Source organism: Actinosynnema sp. NPDC037264, assembly GCF_055603705.1.
Window position 1 is genome coordinate 40,382 of the sequence record NZ_JBVJVK010000002.1, and the last position, 15,700, is coordinate 56,081.

Here is a 15,700-nt window from a genome sequence, read left to right on the forward strand (position 1 = left end):
TTGTGGTGAGTCGTTCCGGATCGGTCGGGCTGATCCTGCCCCGTGACCTCGCGCCGTCGCAGGTGCTGCCGTTCGCGCGGCGTGCCGACGAGCTCGGGTTCGACGAGCTGTGGGTGGTGGAGGACCTGGGTTTCCGCGGCGGGATCGGCCAGGCCGCGGCGGTGCTGGCGGTGACGGGGCGGATCCGGGTCGGCATCGGGCTGCTGCCGGTCGGCGCGCGCAACGCCGCGTTCGCCGCGATGGAGGCGGCGACGCTGGCCCAGCTGTTCCCCGGTCGGATCGACATCGGCATCGGGCACGGCATGCCGGGGTGGATGCGGTCGGTCGGGGAGTGGCCCGCCAGCCCGTTGACGTCGATCGAGGAGTACCTGGGCGCGGTGATGGCCCTGGTGCGCGGCGAGTCGGTCGAGCGGGGTACGTACGTCCGGCTGGACGGCGTCCGCCTGGAACCCGCTTGCGTGCCGGACATCCCGCCGCGCGTGCTGGCCGGGGTGCGCGGTCCGCGTTCGCTGGCGGTGTCGGGGCGGGTGGCGGACGGGACGGTCCTGGCCGAGCCGACGACGCCGGAGTACGCGCGAGCGGCGCTGGCGCACGTGGACGCGGGCCGGCCCCACCGGCTGGTCGGCTACAACGTGGCGGCGGTGCACGCCGACGCGACGGTCGCGATCGACGCCGTCCGGGCCGGGCTGGAGTGGATCGGCGAGCCGGACTGGGCGCCGCACCTGGCCCCGCTGCCGTTCGCGGCGGAGTTCGCGGCGCTGCGGCGGGAGTGCGGCACGCGGGAGGAGTTCGTGCGCCGGCTGCCGGAGGAGTGGGTGCGGCAACTCGCGGTGACCGGCACGCCGGCGGACGCGCGGGCCCGCTTGGCCGAGCTGTTCGCGGCCGGTGTGGACAGCGCCGTGCTCTTCCCGATCGGTCCGGATCCGTTGGCGGCGCTGGAAGAGCTCGCCGCGGTGCTGTAGCGGCGCGGTCCCGGGCCCGCCGGGCGGCAGCGGTGCTGCCGCGGTCCGCCGGGCAGCCCGCTCGGCCGGCGCGGTGTCCCGATGCCTACGACGTGGCGGCGTAGGCGTGGGCGTCGAGCGCCTGCGCGGTCGCGGGGTCGGCGGGCAGGTAGGCGACCAGGCTGTGGTCCTCGTCGCCCGGCACGGTCAGGGTTTCGTAGGCCAGGCGCAGCACGCCCGCCTCCGGGTGGCGCCACCGCTCGACGCCCGTGCCGCCGGGCACCGTTCCGGCGGTGAAGCGGCGGCCGAAGTCCGCGCCCACCGTGATCGACAGCTCCTCCGCCAGCACGGCCGCCGAGCCGTCACCCAGGTCCGCCGCCGTGCGGAGGGCGGCCGCGCGGTCGTCGGCCACGCGGTCCCAGTCCGGGAACGCCGTGCGCGCCCTGGCATCGCCGAACACGAACCGCGCGAGGTTCGGCCGGTCGACGTCGAGCAGGCCGGACGGCGCGGCCAGCAGGCGGAACCCGGCGGTCCACGCGAGCAGGTCGCCCTGCCCGTCGCAGACGTACGCGGGCGTCGGCTCCAGCCGGTCGAGCAGCGCGAGCACGGTCGGCCGCACCGGACGCGGCTCCGGCGCCGCCGGGCACACCGCGCCGCCGCCCTTCACCAGCCGGTGCAGGTGCACGCGCTCGTGCGACGACAGGCGCAACGCGTCCGCCAACGCCCCGACGACCTGCGCCGACGGGTGGCGGTCACGCCCGCGTTCCAGCCGGGTCAGGTACTCGACGCTCACCCCGGCCAACGCGGCCAGCTCCGCCCGGCGCAGACCGGGCGTGCGGCGGCGCGGTCCGGTCGGCAGGCCGACCTCGGCCGGGGTGATCGCCTCCCGCCGGGCACGCAGGAACCCGCCCAACGCGTTCATGGTCGCCGAGTCTAGGCCGACGGTGGCCCTGCGGGGGCCTCCCTCCGCCCGGCCCGCCACCCCAGGCTGGGCGGCATGACCATGAAGTACCGCCTCTTCGGCCAGACCGGTTTGCGCGTGTCGGAACTCCTGCTCGGCACGATGACCCTGAGCGACCCCGTCGAGTCGCGCCGCATCGTGGACGCCTACGCCGACGCGGGCGGCAACGTGCTCGACACCGCGTCGGCCTACGGCGCCGGCGAGGAGCTGCTCGGCTCGATCGTGGACCGGCGGGACCGGTTCGTCATCGGCACGAAGTACACGTTGTCGCGCGACGCCGCCGACCCCAACGCCTCGGGCAACCACCGCAAGAACCTGACGGCCTCGCTGGACCGGAGCCTGCGCCGGCTGCGCACCGACTACGTCGACATCTACTGGGTGCACATCTGGGACCGGCACACCCCGGTCGAGGAGACGATGCGCGCCCTGGACGACGCCGTCCGCGCGGGCAAGATCCTCTACACCGGCATCTCCGACGCGCCGGCGTGGGTCGTCTCCCGCGCCAACACGCTCGCGCAGTGGCGCGACTGGACGCCGTTCGCCGGGCTCCAGGTGCCCTACAACCTGCTCAACCGCGACGTCGAGCGCGAGCTGCTGCCGATGGCCGAGGCGCTCGGCCTGAGCGTCACCGCCTGGGCCCCGCTCGCGGCGGGCAAGCTGTCCGGGTCGTCGAACCCCAGGCGCGCCGACCCCGCCACGCTGACCGAACGCGACCGCGCGGCGGCCCGTGCCGTCCGGGAGGTCGCCGACGAGCTGGGCGCACGCCCGGCGCAGGTGGCGTTGGCGTGGACGCGCGCCAAGCACCGCGCGGTGCTGCCGCTGGTCGGCGTGAGCAGCGTCGAGCAGCTCGCCGAGAACCTCGGCGCGCTCGACCTGACCCTGCCCGAGGACGCGGTCCGGCGGCTGGAGGCGGCGGTGGAGTTCCGGCTCGGGTTCCCCGGCGACTTCATCGCCGAGTGCGAGCCGTCCGCGTTCGTCTTCGGCGACACGGCCACCAGGGTCGAGCCGCGCTGAAGCGCTCAGAGCACGCCGGCGACGACCGCGGTCACGGCCTGGCGCACGGCGTCGCGCTCCGGCCGCGCGCCGCGGTCGGCGAACAGCAGGTGCGCGGTGCCGATGAGGGTGGGTGCGAGGGCGTCGACCTGAGCGGTCGGCGCGATGCGGCCGAGGTCGCGCTCGGCGGTGAGGTAGGCCGCGATCATGGTCACCGCCTCCGTCAGCACCGGCACGCCCGCGGGCCACGCCCGCCGCAGCCGGGCGCGCAGCTCGTCCCGGAAGGTCACCAGGGCGACGATCGCCACCGCGACCGACCCGAACAGCGAGATGAGCGCGTCGGTGAGGTTGTCGACGACCGCGCCGGAGCCCGCGGCCCCGCGCAGCGCGGCGGCCTGGGCGTCCATCCGGTCGACGCGGTCGAGCACGAACTCGGCCAGGAAGGCGTCGAAGTCCTCGAAGTGCCGGTGCAGCACGCCCTTGGCGCAACCCGCCTCGGTGGTGACGGCACGGCTGGTCAGCGCGCTGGGCCCGTCCCGCAGCAGGATGCGGTCGGCGGCGTCGAACAGCTGCTCGCGCACGTCGCGGATGGCCACACCGGTCGGCACGGTGCTCCTCTCGGTTGACGAGTGGGCGCTTGCCCACTCATAGTGGGCGCATGCCCACAGTACCCCCGGACCCGCACCGCGCCCGTGACATGGCCGAGTCGTTCGGCACGGACCCCGAGCGCTACGACCGCTCCCGACCGTCCTATCCCGACGCCATGGTGCGGGCGATCGTCGCCGCGAGCCCCGGGCCCCACGTGGTGGACGTCGGCACGGGCACCGGCATCGCGGCCCGCGGGTTCCAGGCGGCCGGGTGCCGGGTGCTCGGCGTCGAGGTCGACCCCCGGATGGCCGACGTGGCACGGCGGCGCGGTCTCGACGTGGAGGTGGGCAGGTTCGAGGACTGGGAGCCCGCCGGCCGCGTGTTCGACGCCGTGGTGTCCGGCCAGACCTGGCACTGGGTCGACCCGGTCGCGGGCGCGGCGAAGGCGGCCCGCGTGCTGCGGCCGGGCGGCCGGCTGGCCGTGTTCTGGAACGTCGCCCAACCGCCGCCCGACCTGGCCGAGGCCTTCAACGCCGGCTATCGCCGCGTCCTGCCGGACTCCCCGCCCGCCCCCGCGGCCGGGTACTCGCCCTTCACCGCCAAGGCGGTCGACGGCATCCGGCGGTCGGGCGCGTTCGGCGAGCACGAGGAGTGGCGGTTCGACTGGGAGCGGACCTACACCCGGGACGAGTGGCTGGACCAGCTGCCGACCTCCGGCGTGGCCGCCCGGCTCCCACCGGCCGAGCTGGACGAGGTGCTGGCCGCGACCGGCGCCGCCATCGACTCGGTGGGCGGCGCCTTCGTCATGCGCTACACCGCCGTCGTCGTCACCGCCGCCCGGTCGGGCGCGGACTAGGAAGCCCGCGGGTCGCCGGACGGCGGGATGGGCAACCGGTCCCGGTCGTCGAGCAGGCCGGAGTGGCGGAACCCGTCCACCCCGCCGGTCTGGCGCAGCACCCCCGCTGCCGCACCTGCCCGGTGAACCGCAGTGGTCCGGCGCTCCGGCCGAACGCCGCTCGGGCTACGTTCACGGGCATGGCGGACGACTGGACGCGCGACGGCGGTCCCGAGCCGGTGTGGGCGCGGTGGCGGCGTCCCGGTCCCACCGGGGCCGAGTGGCGCGAGGACGTCTGGCTGGCGCTCGCGGCCCTGGCCGGCGCGGTGGCGGTGACCGTGCTGATCAACAGCATGGGCGCGAGCCCGTGGGACGGCGGACCGCCGCTGGCCGAGCAGCTCGCCTGGGGCGCGGCGATGACCCTGCCGCTGGCGGCGCGCCGGCGCTACCCGCTGACGGTGATGTTCGTGGTGGGCGCGCTGCTCGTCGCGGCGCAGGCCCGGCAGGTGGGCGACAACCTCGTGCCGTCCGTCGCGCTGTTCCTGGCCATCTTCAGCGCGGGCGCGTGGGGGCGGGACCGGACGCGGGCGCGGTGGGCGCGGATCGCGGTGATCGTGGCCATGTTCGGCTGGCTCGGGTTCGGGCTGGTGCGGTTCCTGGTCAGGCCGATGCCGCCGTTCGAGGGCGCGGCCGGGCCGCTCGACCCGGTGCTCGCGACCGTGCTCTACGGCATCGGGTTCAACGTGCTGTTCTTCCTGTCCGCGTACTTCTTCGGCGAGATGGCGTGGGTCTCGGCCCGTCGGCAGGCCGAGCTGGAGCACCGCGCCGAGCAGCTGCGCCGCTCGCAGGAGCAGAACACGCGTGGCGCGATCGTCGCCGAACGCGTCCGCATCGCCCGCGACCTGCACGACGTCGTGGCGCACCACGTGTCGGTGATGGGCGTGCAGGCGGGCGCGGCGCGGCGGGTGCTCGACCGCGACCCCGACCTGGCCAGGGAGGCGTTGCGGACCGTCGAGGACACCGCCCGCACCGCCATCGGCGAGCTGCGCGGGCTGCTCGGCGTGCTGCGCGCCGATCAGGACGAGGCGCCACCCAAGGCGGGCGAGACGTCCTCGCCGGGGCTGGACCAGCTGCCCGAGCTGGCCGAACTGGCGCGGTCGGCCGGGCTCGACGTGGAGCACGGCGTGTACGGCGAGCCTCGGCCGGTGCCGGAGGGCGTGGCGCTGTCGGTGTACCGGATCGTGCAGGAGTCGTTGACGAACGTGGTGAAGCACGCGGACGCGCGCAAGGCCGACGTGCGGGTGCGGTTCCTGGCGAACTCGCTGGAGGTCGAGGTGGCCGACGACGGCCGGGGTCGGTCGGGCACGTCGGGTCGGGCCGGGTTCGGCCTGGTCGGGATGCGGGAGCGGGTCGCGGTGCACGGCGGCGAGCTGGAAGCCGGACCCCGCCGTGATGCCGGGTACCGGGTCCGTGCGAGGTTCCCGGCATGACGATCCCGTTGCGCGTGGTGCTCGCCGACGACCAGGACCTGGTGCGGGCGGGCTTCCGGGTGATCCTCGGCACCGAGGACGACATCGAGGTGGTCGGCGAGGCCCGTGACGGCGTCGAGGCCGTGGAGGTGGTCGGCAGGCTCCGGCCGGACGTCGTGCTGATGGACGTGCAGATGCCGGGCGTCGACGGCCTGGAGGCCACCCGGCGCATCCTCGGCCCGGCCGGCGCGGGCAACCCGATCAAGGTCGTCATCCTCACCACGTTCGACCGCGAGGACTACCTGTTCGAGGCGCTGCGCGCGGGCGCGAGCGGTTTCCTGCTCAAGAACGCCTCGCCGGAGGACCTGGTCGACTCGGTCCGGATCGTGGCCCGCGGCGACGCCCTGCTCTCGCCCGAGGTCACGCGGCGCGTCATCGCCCGGTTCACCGAACGGGGGCCCGCCACGCCCGCGCGGCGGCCGGCGGAGCTGACCGACCGCGAGTTCGAGGTGCTGGAACACCTCGCGCGCGGCGCGAGCAACTCGGAGATCGCCGGCGCGCTGTACCTGGGCGAGACGACGGTGAAGACGCACGTGTCGCGCATCCTGGCCAAGCTGGGCCTGCGCGACCGCACGCACGCCGTCGTGTTCGCCTACGAGCACGGGATCGTGGAGCCGGGCCAAGGGGGTCCTCCGCGAGGATGACCCCGGGAGTCGATCTCGCGCCGGACGCGCCGCCGGGTTGCGGGACCTAGCGTTGCGGTCATGTTGACAGTGACGTCGGTCAGCCGGAGTTTCGGCGACCACCAGGTCCTCGACGGGGTGTCCTTCGAGGTCCGACCCGGCCGCATGACCGGGTTCCTGGGCGCGAACGGGTCCGGCAAGACCACCACCATGCGCATCGTCCTCGGCGTCCTGGCGGCGCAGGGCGGCACGGTCGCCTGGCACGGCTCGCCGGTGACCGGCGCGGTGCGGCAGCGGTTCGGGTACATGCCCGAGGAGCGCGGCCTCTACCCGAAGATGGCCGTCGGCGAGCAGATCGCCTGGCTCGGGCAGCTGCACGGCCTCGACAAGGACACCGCGCGGCGCAACACCGAGCGGCTGCTCGACCAGCTCGAACTGGGGCACCGGGCCAAGGACAAGCTCGAGGAGCTGTCGCTGGGCAACCAGCAGCGCGCGCAGGTCGCCGCCGCGCTCGTGCACGACCCCGTCATGCTGATCCTGGACGAGCCGTTCTCCGGGCTGGACCCGATCGCGGTCGAGACGGTGCTCGGCGTGCTGCGCGAGCGGGCCGCGAACGGCGTGCCCGTGCTGTTCTCCAGCCACCAGCTGTCGGTGGTGGAACGGCTCTGCGACGACGTGGTGATCATCTCCGGCGGCCGGATCGCGGTCGCCGGCGCGCGGGACGAGCTGCGGACCCGGTACGGCACCACGAGGTTCGAGCTGGTCGTGGCGTCCGACGCGGGGTGGGTGCGCGACGTGCCGGGCGTCCGGGTGGTCGACGTGGACGGTCCGCGCGTGGTGTTCGAACCGGACGGTGACGCCGAAGTGGACCAGGCGGTCCTGGCAGCGGCCCTGCGCCGCGGTCCCGTGCGCAGCTTCACCCCCGTAGTGCCGACGCTCGGCGAGATCTTCATGGAGGCGATCTGATGACCGGCGTGGCGGAGCGGGAGCGGGACGGCGGGTCGCGCGGGTTCGTCGCGGCCACCAGGCTGGTGGCCGAGCGGGAGATGAAGACCTTCCTGCGCGCCAAGGCCTTCTGGATCGGCCTCGGCGTGATCGTGGTGGGGTTGTTCGCGATGTCGATCCTGCCGACCGTGATCGGCGGCGGCGAGACCAAGGTGGCCACGGTCGGCGCGCGGGCCGCGGACGTGCTGACGGACACCGGTGTCGAGGTCCGCGCCGTCGCCGACGTGGCCGAGGCCGAGGCGCTGGTCCGGTCGGAGGAGGTGGAGGCGGCGGTCGTGCCGGACCCGACGGGCGAGTCGGCCACGGGTGTCCGGGTGGTCGCGCTGGCCGACCCGCCGACCGACGTCCTGGCCGCGCTGCGCACCGCGCCGCCGGTCGACCTGCTCGACCCGGCCGAGGTCGGCCAGGGTCAGCGGCAGCTCGTGATCATGGTGTTCGCCCTGCTGTTCCTCATGTTCGGGATGAGCGGCACGGCGATCGCGCAGAGCACGGTCACCGAGAAGCAGACGCGGATCGTGGAGATCCTGGTGTCGACGGTGCCGGTGCGCGCGCTGCTGGCGGGCAAGATCGTGGGCCACTCGCTGCTGACGATCGGCCAGGTGCTGGTGATCGCGGTGGCCGGGCCGGTGGCGATGCGGCTCGGCGGGCACTCGGAGCTGCTGGCGCTGGTCGCGCCCGCGCTGGGCTGGTTCGTGCCGTTCCTGCTGCTCGGCTTCGTGCTGCTGGCCGCGATGTGGGCGGTGGCCGGGTCGTTGGTCAGCAGGCAGGAGGACCTGGGTTCGAGCATGGGCCTGGTGATGCTCCTGGTGATGGGGCCCTACTTCGGCGTGATGTTCTTCTCCGACAACGTCGCCGTGCTCACCGTGCTGTCGTTCCTGCCGTTCTCGTCGGCGATCGCCATGCCGGTGCGGCTGTTCGCCGGTGACGCGGCGCTGTGGGAACCGCTGCTGGCCATGGGGTTGCTGGCCGGGACGGTGGTGCTGACCGTGCTGCTGGCGAGCCGGGTGTACTCCGGGTCGCTGCTGCACACCGGCGGCAAGCTCGCGCTGGCCAAGGCCTGGGCCAGGGAGGCGTAGCTCACCCGGTCCGGGCGAGCTTCGCCAGCAGTTCCAGCAGGATGCCCCGCTCGCCGGGGGTGAGCGGGGCATCCGGGGTCCGCGCGACGAGCGCGACCAGCTTCTCGGCCTCGGCGGGCAGGCCGGTGCGGTCGGCGTCGGGCCGGGTGATCAGCACCGCGTCGAGCACGGCTTCGAGGTTGCGCTCGGACAGCCCTGCGGCGCCCGGCGCGTCGGGGTCGCCGATCAGCAGGATCGTGGTGCCGACGGTGGCGGCGTGGACGGTCTGCACGGCCTCGTCCACCGTGACGCGCACCAGGCCGGCCTCGGCGATCCGCTCGACGATCCGGCGGAGGATCCGCTCGCCCTCCAGCGCCGCCGGGTGCCGACCGGCCCGCACGCCGCCGTACATCAGCCCGTAGAACGCGGGGTTGCGCAGCCCGAACTCCACGTGCCCGTGCCAGCCGCGGCGCAGGTCCTCGACCGGGTCGGGAGACGGGCGACGCCTGCGCTTCTCCGCGAGGTAGCGCTCGAACCCGTCGGCGACCACGGCGTCGAGCAGACCGCGCTTGTCGCCGAAGTAGTGGTAGACGGTCGGCGGCGTGACGCCCGCGCGCGTGCACACGTCGCGGATCGACGTGCCCTCGATGCCGACCTTGCCGACCAGGGTCGCCGCCGCGGCCAGGATGCGCTCCCGCGCCTGCTGCCCCTCGCTCATGTAACCGGACTATACCCACACTTGTCACCGTTATAGAACTCGTCTAACGTCGATATAGAGATGGTGTAACGACGTGCAAGTGGAGGTCGCGATGCGACGATGGACCGCCCTGGCCGCGGGCGTGGCGCTGCTGGTCGCCCCTGCGGCCCACGCCCATCCCGGACCCGGGACATCCCCCGGCGGCACGCCGCCGACGACCGGGTACGGCCACGGCTGGCAGCCGTTGGCGCCGATCGCGAGCGGGCCGCGGCAGGAGCACAGCGTCGCCGCGCTCGACGGCCGGGTCTACGTCATCGGCGGCATCCTCCCGAACGCCGGCGGCGGGGTCGTGACCACCGACAAGGTCGAGGTCTACGACCCGCGCACCGACCGCTGGTCGACGGCCGCGCCCCTGCCGGTGGCGATGAACCACCCGAACGTGGCGGCGGTGGGCGGTCGGCTCTACGTCGTGGGCGGGCTGACCGGCGGCGCGTCGTGGCAGGCGTTGCCCGACAGCTACGTCTACGACCCGCGCGCGGACCGGTGGACCGAACTGCCGCCGATGCCCGCCGGCGCCGAACGCGGCAGCGCCGCCGTGGGCGTGCGGGGGACGAAGATCTACCTCGCCGGCGGCATGCGGACGTTGACGCCCGGACCCGGCGGGTTGCAGGACACGGTGGACACCGTGTCGTCCTACGACGTCGTCACCGGTCGCTGGGAGTCGTTGCCGAGCCTGCCCGAGGCCCGTGACCACGTCGGCGGCGCGATCCTCGGTGCGACGTTCTACGTGCTCGGCGGACGTGACCGGGGCCAGGTGAACGTCCGGGACAGCGTGTACGCGCTCGACCTGCGCACCCGGCGCTGGACCGAGCGCGCGCCCATGCCGACCGCCCGGGGCGGCATCGCGACCGCCGTCGTCGGCGGCCGGATCCACGCGTTCGGCGGCGAGGGCAACCACGCGCCGGGCGCGCACGGCGTCTTCCCCGACCACGAGGTGTACGACGTGGCCCGCGACCGCTGGCAGCGCCTGGCGCCGATGCCGGTACCCCGCCACGGCACCGCCGCCGTCGCGGTGGACGGCACGATCTACGTCCCGGGTGGTGGCACCACGAGCGGCGCCGGCCCGGTGGCCGTGAACGACGCCTACCGCCCCGGCGCCCGCTGAGCCGGAGGCGACGGCCGTCGCGCGCGGTTCCCGGTCGTCGGTGTCGGAACGGGGTGGTGGCCGGTCCGGGCGGGGAGACGGACTGGCTCACCTCCCCGTGGACCGAGGACCTCACCCCACGTCGGCGCGCTGACCGGACCGGTCGACCGCATCGTGCTCGGCCGCGAGCTCGCCGAGGACCTGCTGGACGAACTGCACCTGTTCGTCGACCCGACCGCGATCGGCACGGGCCTGCCGGTGTTCGGCGACACCGCCGCCCGACGGCGGTTCCGGCTGGTGGAGGCCCGCGCGTTCGACTGCGGCATCACCGCGCTGCACTGCGGACGCCCCTGATCGCGCCCCGGAGACGTCCCCGGACGCCGTACCGTGCGGCGTGACCGACCGGCACGGCGTGAACGTGGCGGCGCGCTGCGGGCAACACCTGGTGTGAGGATCATGACCGAGCACGCGGGCGGCGGGGCCGCGGCCGCCGACGACCGGCCGGACCTGGCCGGACCGCACCCGTCGCGGCTCTTCGGGCAGCTGTTCGACCGGCACGCCCGGCCGCTGCACCGGTACCTGGCCCGCCGCGTCGGCGACCTGGCCGACGACCTGGTCGGCGAGACGTTCCTGATCGCGTTCCAGACCCGCACCGGGTACGACCCGGGCCGCGGCACGGCGCGTTCCTGGCTCTACGGCATCGCCACGAACCTGCTGCGCAGGCACGTGCGGCAGGAGGTGCGCGGGCTGCGCGCGGCGGCGCGGGCGGCCGGGTCGGCCTCGGGCGCCGAGGACCACGGGAACCGGGTGGCCGACCGGGTGGACGCCTCGTCGCGGGCCAGGCTGCTGGCCGGCGCGCTGGTCGGGCTGGACGAGGGCGACCGGGACGTGCTGCTGCTGACCAGCTGGGCGGGCCTCGACTCGAACGAGGTCGCCGAGGCGCTCGGCATCCCCGTCGGCACGGTCCGCTCCCGGCTGCACCGCGTGCGGCAGCGGCTGCGGGCCCACGCGTCGAACACCGAGCACACGAGGAGCGGCGATGAGTGACGACGACGTCCGCCGCCTGTGGACCGAGGACGAACTGGACTCCGCGCTGGACGCCTTGAACGCCCACGTCCGCGCGGACGAGCCGGTGCTCGTCCGGACCAGGGCGGCGTTGCTCGCGGACATCGAGCAGGAGGAGGAGGGCGTGACCACGACACCGGAGCGCCGACCACGGAGGAGCACCGGGCGCTGGTTGGCCGCCGCGGCGGTGGTCGTGGTGCTGGTGGCCGGGGCCCTGGTCGCGCAGACCGTGTCGTTCGGCGGTCCCGCGCCGGCGACCGCCGAGGCCGTGCGGACGCTCGACCAGGCGGCCTCCACGACGATCGGCGCCGTGGACGAGCCCGTCGGGCCCGGTCAGTACCGCTACGTCGCGACGCACGCCTGGTGGATGGGCACGACCTCGGTCGAGGGCAAGGGCTTCGCCTGGCTCACGGAGCACCTGATGGAGACGTGGGTGCCCGCGAACCCGAGCGACGAGTGGATGCTGCGCCGGGACGCGACCGGCAACGAGCAGTGGGTCATCGGCACGCGGGCGGAGGCGGAGGCGGCTGGCGTGGCCGGCCGGCGCGGCTTGCCCGACCGGCGCGGCTGGCCCGAGGGGGAGTGGCGCGCGCCGTGCGGCGACTTCTTCGGCGAGTCGAAGTGCCAGGACGGCGGTTCCTGGCAGAACCCGACCGCCGAGTGGCAGGCGGGCCTGCCGACCGATCCGGACGCGCTGTTCGAGCGGCTGCGGGCCGACGTGCCGGACGGCCGGGGTGACGCCGCGCTGTTCGCCTACGCCGCCGACGCGTTGCGCAGCGGGCTGGTCGACAAGGACGTGCGTGCCGCGATCTACCGGGCGTTGACCAGGATCGACGGCCTGGAGGTGACCGAGGAGCAGGCCAACCTGGGCGGTCGGGTCGGCATCGCGTTGGGCGTCGAGGACGACGACCGGCGCCGGGACATCATCATCGACCCGGAGACCGGCCGGTTCATCGGCGAGCGGCAGGTCGCGACCGACGACGTGGACGACTTCGAGGCCGGGACCGTGCTGGAGTTCACCGCGGTGACGACGGCGGTGGTGGACGCCATCGGGGTCGAGCCCGCCGGCTGATCGGGGAGCCCGGCGGTTCGGGGGCCCGTGCGCTCGACGGCGCGCGGGCCCTTCGGCGTGCTCACGCAAAGTTACGGGCAACGGGCCGCGTGCGGACGCCGTATAGGGGGTGACCGAGTGGAGGAGGTGTCACGTGCACGATCGGGACCGCGAGTTCCGGGCGTACTTCGAGGCACGGGCGGCTGTCGTGCGGCGGACCGCCTTCTTGTTGTGCGGCGATTGGCACCGGGCCGAGGACCTGGCGCAGACGGCGCTGGCCAAGGTCTACGTGCACTGGGGGCGGTTGGACCGGGAGGGACGGGTCGACGCGTACGTGCGCAAGGTGCTCGTGCGGGCCGTGATCGACGAGTCGCGGTGGCGGGGACGGCGGCCGGAGACGGTGGTCGAGGCCGTGCCGGAGGTGGCCGAGGCGTCGACGGGGCTCGAGGAGGCCCTGGACGTGCGGCGGGCGTTGGCCGCGCTGCCGCCCAGGCAGCGGGCCGCGGTCGTGCTGCGGTACTGGGAGGACCTGCCGGTCGCGGAGACCGCGGCGGCGCTGGGCTGCAGCGAGGGAACGGTGAAGAGCCAGGTCGCCAAGGGGCTGGGCGCCCTGCGCCGGGCGTTGGCGACCAAGCGGACCGTGCTGTGGGAGGGCTCGTGAGCGACGAGGTGCGGGACATGATCAGGTCGGCGTTGGCGGACGAGCCCGCGTTGGGCCTGGCGTTCGAGCAGGTGGTCGAGGACGGGCGCAGGCGGCGGGCACGTCGGCGGTACGGCGCGCTGACCGCCGCGGCGGCGGGTGTCGTGGCGGTGGTCGCGGTCGCGGTGAGCGGGACGTTCGGGCAGGCCTCGGCCCCGCCCGCCGGCGTGCTGTCGACGTCGCCGACGACGAGCGCGACGTCGGCGGTCGTGACGACTCCGGGATGCGCGGCGGAGCGGATGACGGGCGGCTTCCCCGACCAGCCGCGCGGTTCGGCGACGCCGGCGGAACTGGCCGAGTCCGGTCGCCTCACCGAGGCGTTCGCGCGGTTCGCGCTGCCGTTGCCGGCGGGGGTCGAGGCGACACCGCTGCGGCTCTGCGCCATCGCGGACAGCTGGGGCGGCAACTTCGTGCTGACCGGCGACCGGACGGTCATCGTCTACGTCAGGCCGCTCGGCGGCCAGCCGCCGGGGGAGTGCACGCTGTCGGGGGCGCCCACGTCGGAGGTCCGGTGCGCGATCGAGCAGCTGCCGGACGGGGCGACGGCGAAGGTCGACGTGTTGTCGACGGCCGAGGTGACGATGGCCACCGTCGAGGTGTGGCGCACCGACGGCACGTACGTGCGCGTCATGGAGACCGGCGGACAGGGCTCCAAGACGAGGGTGCTCGACGACGACCGCCTGACCGCCATCGCCACCGCGCCGCAGCTCAAGGTGCAGTGGGTGGGCCGTCCGGTGCCCCCCGCGCCTTCGGACCGCCGCGCGGCCGAGCTCGACCCGGTGCTGGCGGGCGCCCTCCCACCCGGTTTGAGGCCCGAGCGGACTCCCGCCGAGGAGGCGTTGAAGTTCGGCATCAGGCAGGGCGCCTACCGCGCGATCGCCAACCTGACCGACGCCGCCGGCAGCGGCTGGCTGATGGTGAACCTGGAGAAGCCCGGCGGCGGCGAGGTGGGCTGCGCCGGTCGTGCCGCGTGCCGCCTGGTCGACCTCTCGGATGGCCGCAAGGCGGCGTTGGAGACCGTGGTGGAAGGGGGCGTGACCAGGCTGTCGCTGACCGCGCAGGCGGCGGACGGCACGTGGGTCAGCGTCCAGACCTCCAACGCCGCGCAGACCGGCGGGGCGTCCGACGCACCGACGCGCCCGACCCCGCCGCTGGGGGAGGCGGACCTGGTCCGGATCGCGGAACTGCCGGACCTGCACTGGTGACCGGTGGTGCGGGCGCGTCGTCGAGGGGTGGCCGCGCCCGCACCGCCGGTGCCGCTACCGCTGGGTGATGTCGGACGGCGAGTAGAAGCAGTTCTTGCCGTCCGCGCCCTCACCGATCTTCTTCGGCTCGGAGCCCTTCGGCACGCCCTGGTACTTCTCGCAGATCACCGTGCTGCCGTAGACGGTGATGCGGGAGAAGCGGGCGGTGTCGCCCCAGTTGGTGTTGATGCCCGCGAGGACCTTCGTCGACCGCGCCGTGACGCCGTCCATGACCACGTGGCGCTGGTAGGACGTCGAGCAGTTGCCGCAGGCGCGGTAGAGCTTGCCGCTGCTGTGCACCTGGAAGTTGCGGATGGTCACGGTGCCCGCGCCGTTGTGCTGGAACACCTTGTCCGCGCCCGACTTCGCGCCGCCGCCGTCGACCAGGTACTGCGCCGAGGAGCTGGAGGACTTGAACGTCGCGGCGTCCTCGCCCACGTCGTTCCACCAGACGTTGCGGATGGTGCAGGAACCCTCGCAGTGGATGCCGTCGCCCGCCGGGGCGTCGATGATCACGTTCTGGATGGTGCCGCCGTTGGCCACCACGAACATCGGGTCCTGGCTCTCGCCCTGGCCGCCGTCACCGATGCCGTAGTACCGCTTCATGCCGCCGTCGAAGAACGTGCCGGCGTTGCGGGTGGTCGGGGTGTGCACGCTGCCCGTGTCGGTGGGCCAGGGGCCGCTGCCGTCACCGCCGCCACCGGGGTTGGTGGTGGTGGTGGTGGTGGTGGTGGTGGTGGTGGTCCGGCTGGTGGTCGAGGGCGAGGTGGAGGGGGAGACGGACGTGCTGGTCGGCGAGCCGGTGCACGTCACCCCGTTGAGCTTGAACGAGGTCGGCGCGGGGTTCGAGCCGGACCACGAGCCGTTGAAGCCGGGCGTCGTGCTCGCGCCGGTGGCCAGGGAGCCGTTGTAGCTCGCGTTGCGGACGGTCACCGTGCTGCCCGACTGGCTGAACTCGCCGCCCCACAGCTGGTCGACGCGCTGGCCGGCGGCGAAGGTCCACTCCAGGCTCCAGCTCGACAGGGCGTCACCCAGGTTGGTGATCGTGACGTTCGCGCCGAACCCGCCGCCCCACTGGTTCGTGACGGTGTAGTCGACGCGGCACCCGACGGCCGCGTAGGCGCTCTGGCCGCCGGCCACCACCATCGCCGCGGCCATCGCCGTCACCGAAGCCGCGGCCGTGATCGCCGCGAATCGACCGGTCAGCTTTCTTCTGCGCGTGCCAGTAACCGTGTTCATGCGTCGCCTCCTTGCGAGCAGGGCATTCTG

At 74.3% G+C, this 15,700-nt stretch carries 17 protein-coding genes; 13 read left to right on the plus strand and 4 right to left on the minus strand.

Annotation, left to right across the window (positions count from 1 at the left end; translation table 11 throughout):
• Positions 1-5 precede the first annotated feature (5 nt).
• Positions 6-962, plus strand: a complete 957-nt coding sequence (locus ACZ7GX_RS02655) for an LLM class flavin-dependent oxidoreductase (protein ID WP_498772068.1) — start codon at positions 6-8, stop codon at positions 960-962.
• Positions 963-1,047: 85 nt separating this feature from the next.
• Here ACZ7GX_RS02655 and ACZ7GX_RS02660 read toward each other — a convergent pair whose 3' ends face one another.
• Positions 1,048-1,863, minus strand: coding sequence for a helix-turn-helix domain-containing protein (locus ACZ7GX_RS02660; RefSeq protein ID WP_498772070.1), 816 nt, complete (start codon positions 1,861-1,863; stop codon positions 1,048-1,050).
• Positions 1,864-1,938: 75 nt separating this feature from the next.
• Between ACZ7GX_RS02660 and ACZ7GX_RS02665 the strand changes: the two genes are divergently transcribed.
• On the plus strand, positions 1,939-2,916 hold the full coding sequence (locus tag ACZ7GX_RS02665; RefSeq protein WP_498772072.1) for an aldo/keto reductase: 978 nt from the start codon (positions 1,939-1,941) through the stop codon (positions 2,914-2,916).
• Positions 2,917-2,921: 5 nt separating this feature from the next.
• Here the strand turns inward: ACZ7GX_RS02665 and ACZ7GX_RS02670 are convergent, their stop codons facing one another.
• On the minus strand, positions 2,922-3,503 hold the full coding sequence (locus tag ACZ7GX_RS02670; RefSeq protein ID WP_498772074.1) for a TetR/AcrR family transcriptional regulator: 582 nt from the start codon (positions 3,501-3,503) through the stop codon (positions 2,922-2,924).
• Positions 3,504-3,553: 50 nt separating this feature from the next.
• On the opposite strand from ACZ7GX_RS02670, the gene ACZ7GX_RS02675 reads away from it, so the two are divergent.
• The 5 genes from ACZ7GX_RS02675 (at position 3,554) to ACZ7GX_RS02695 (ending at position 8,551) form a co-directional block, all read left to right on the plus strand.
• Positions 3,554-4,339, plus strand: coding sequence for a class I SAM-dependent methyltransferase (locus ACZ7GX_RS02675; protein ID WP_498772076.1), 786 nt, complete (start codon positions 3,554-3,556; stop codon positions 4,337-4,339).
• Positions 4,340-4,518: 179 nt separating this feature from the next.
• Positions 4,519-5,808, plus strand: a complete 1,290-nt coding sequence (locus tag ACZ7GX_RS02680) for a sensor histidine kinase (RefSeq protein WP_498772078.1) — start codon at positions 4,519-4,521, stop codon at positions 5,806-5,808.
• Positions 5,805-6,491 (plus strand): response regulator, encoded by a 687-nt coding sequence (locus ACZ7GX_RS02685; protein ID WP_498772080.1) that lies wholly within the window; start codon positions 5,805-5,807, stop codon positions 6,489-6,491. Before ACZ7GX_RS02680 ends, ACZ7GX_RS02685 begins: the two co-directional genes overlap by 4 nt.
• Positions 6,492-6,551: 60 nt before the next feature.
• A complete protein-coding gene (locus tag ACZ7GX_RS02690) occupies positions 6,552-7,436 on the plus strand; it encodes an ABC transporter ATP-binding protein (RefSeq protein ID WP_498772082.1) in 885 nt (294 codons plus the stop codon).
• Complete coding sequence (locus ACZ7GX_RS02695) at positions 7,436-8,551, plus strand: ABC transporter permease (RefSeq protein WP_498772084.1); 1,116 nt, start codon at positions 7,436-7,438, stop codon at positions 8,549-8,551. Before ACZ7GX_RS02690 ends, ACZ7GX_RS02695 begins: the two co-directional genes overlap by 1 nt.
• Before the next feature lies 1 nt (position 8,552).
• Here ACZ7GX_RS02695 and ACZ7GX_RS02700 read toward each other — a convergent pair whose 3' ends face one another.
• On the minus strand, positions 8,553-9,248 hold the full coding sequence (locus tag ACZ7GX_RS02700; protein WP_498772086.1) for a TetR/AcrR family transcriptional regulator: 696 nt from the start codon (positions 9,246-9,248) through the stop codon (positions 8,553-8,555).
• 91 nt (positions 9,249-9,339) lie between these two features.
• Between ACZ7GX_RS02700 and ACZ7GX_RS02705 the strand changes: the two genes are divergently transcribed.
• From ACZ7GX_RS02705 to ACZ7GX_RS02730, 6 genes are all read left to right on the plus strand, one after another.
• The gene (locus ACZ7GX_RS02705) at positions 9,340-10,392 is read left to right on the plus strand and encodes a Kelch repeat-containing protein (RefSeq protein ID WP_498772088.1); all 1,053 of its coding nucleotides are present in this window, start codon (positions 9,340-9,342) and stop codon (positions 10,390-10,392) included.
• A gap of 153 nt (positions 10,393-10,545) precedes the next feature.
• Entirely contained in the window at positions 10,546-10,725 is a 180-nt protein-coding gene (locus tag ACZ7GX_RS02710; protein WP_498772090.1) for a dihydrofolate reductase family protein, read from the plus strand.
• A gap of 102 nt (positions 10,726-10,827) precedes the next feature.
• Positions 10,828-11,418 carry an RNA polymerase sigma factor gene (locus ACZ7GX_RS02715; RefSeq protein ID WP_498772092.1) on the plus strand — a complete coding sequence of 197 codons (591 nt, stop codon included), beginning with the start codon at positions 10,828-10,830 and terminating at the stop codon, positions 11,416-11,418.
• Positions 11,411-12,508, plus strand: a complete 1,098-nt coding sequence (locus tag ACZ7GX_RS02720) for a CU044_5270 family protein (protein WP_498772094.1) — start codon at positions 11,411-11,413, stop codon at positions 12,506-12,508. Before ACZ7GX_RS02715 ends, ACZ7GX_RS02720 begins: the two co-directional genes overlap by 8 nt.
• Before the next feature lie 133 nt (positions 12,509-12,641).
• On the plus strand, positions 12,642-13,148 hold the full coding sequence (locus ACZ7GX_RS02725; protein WP_498772096.1) for a SigE family RNA polymerase sigma factor: 507 nt from the start codon (positions 12,642-12,644) through the stop codon (positions 13,146-13,148).
• Complete coding sequence (locus ACZ7GX_RS02730) at positions 13,145-14,392, plus strand: hypothetical protein (protein ID WP_498772098.1); 1,248 nt, start codon at positions 13,145-13,147, stop codon at positions 14,390-14,392. Before ACZ7GX_RS02725 ends, ACZ7GX_RS02730 begins: the two co-directional genes overlap by 4 nt.
• Positions 14,393-14,446: 54 nt before the next feature.
• Here the strand turns inward: ACZ7GX_RS02730 and ACZ7GX_RS02735 are convergent, their stop codons facing one another.
• Positions 14,447-15,670 carry a pectate lyase gene (locus tag ACZ7GX_RS02735; protein WP_498772100.1) on the minus strand — a complete coding sequence of 408 codons (1,224 nt, stop codon included), beginning with the start codon at positions 15,668-15,670 and terminating at the stop codon, positions 14,447-14,449.
• Positions 15,671-15,700: the final 30 nt, after the last annotated feature.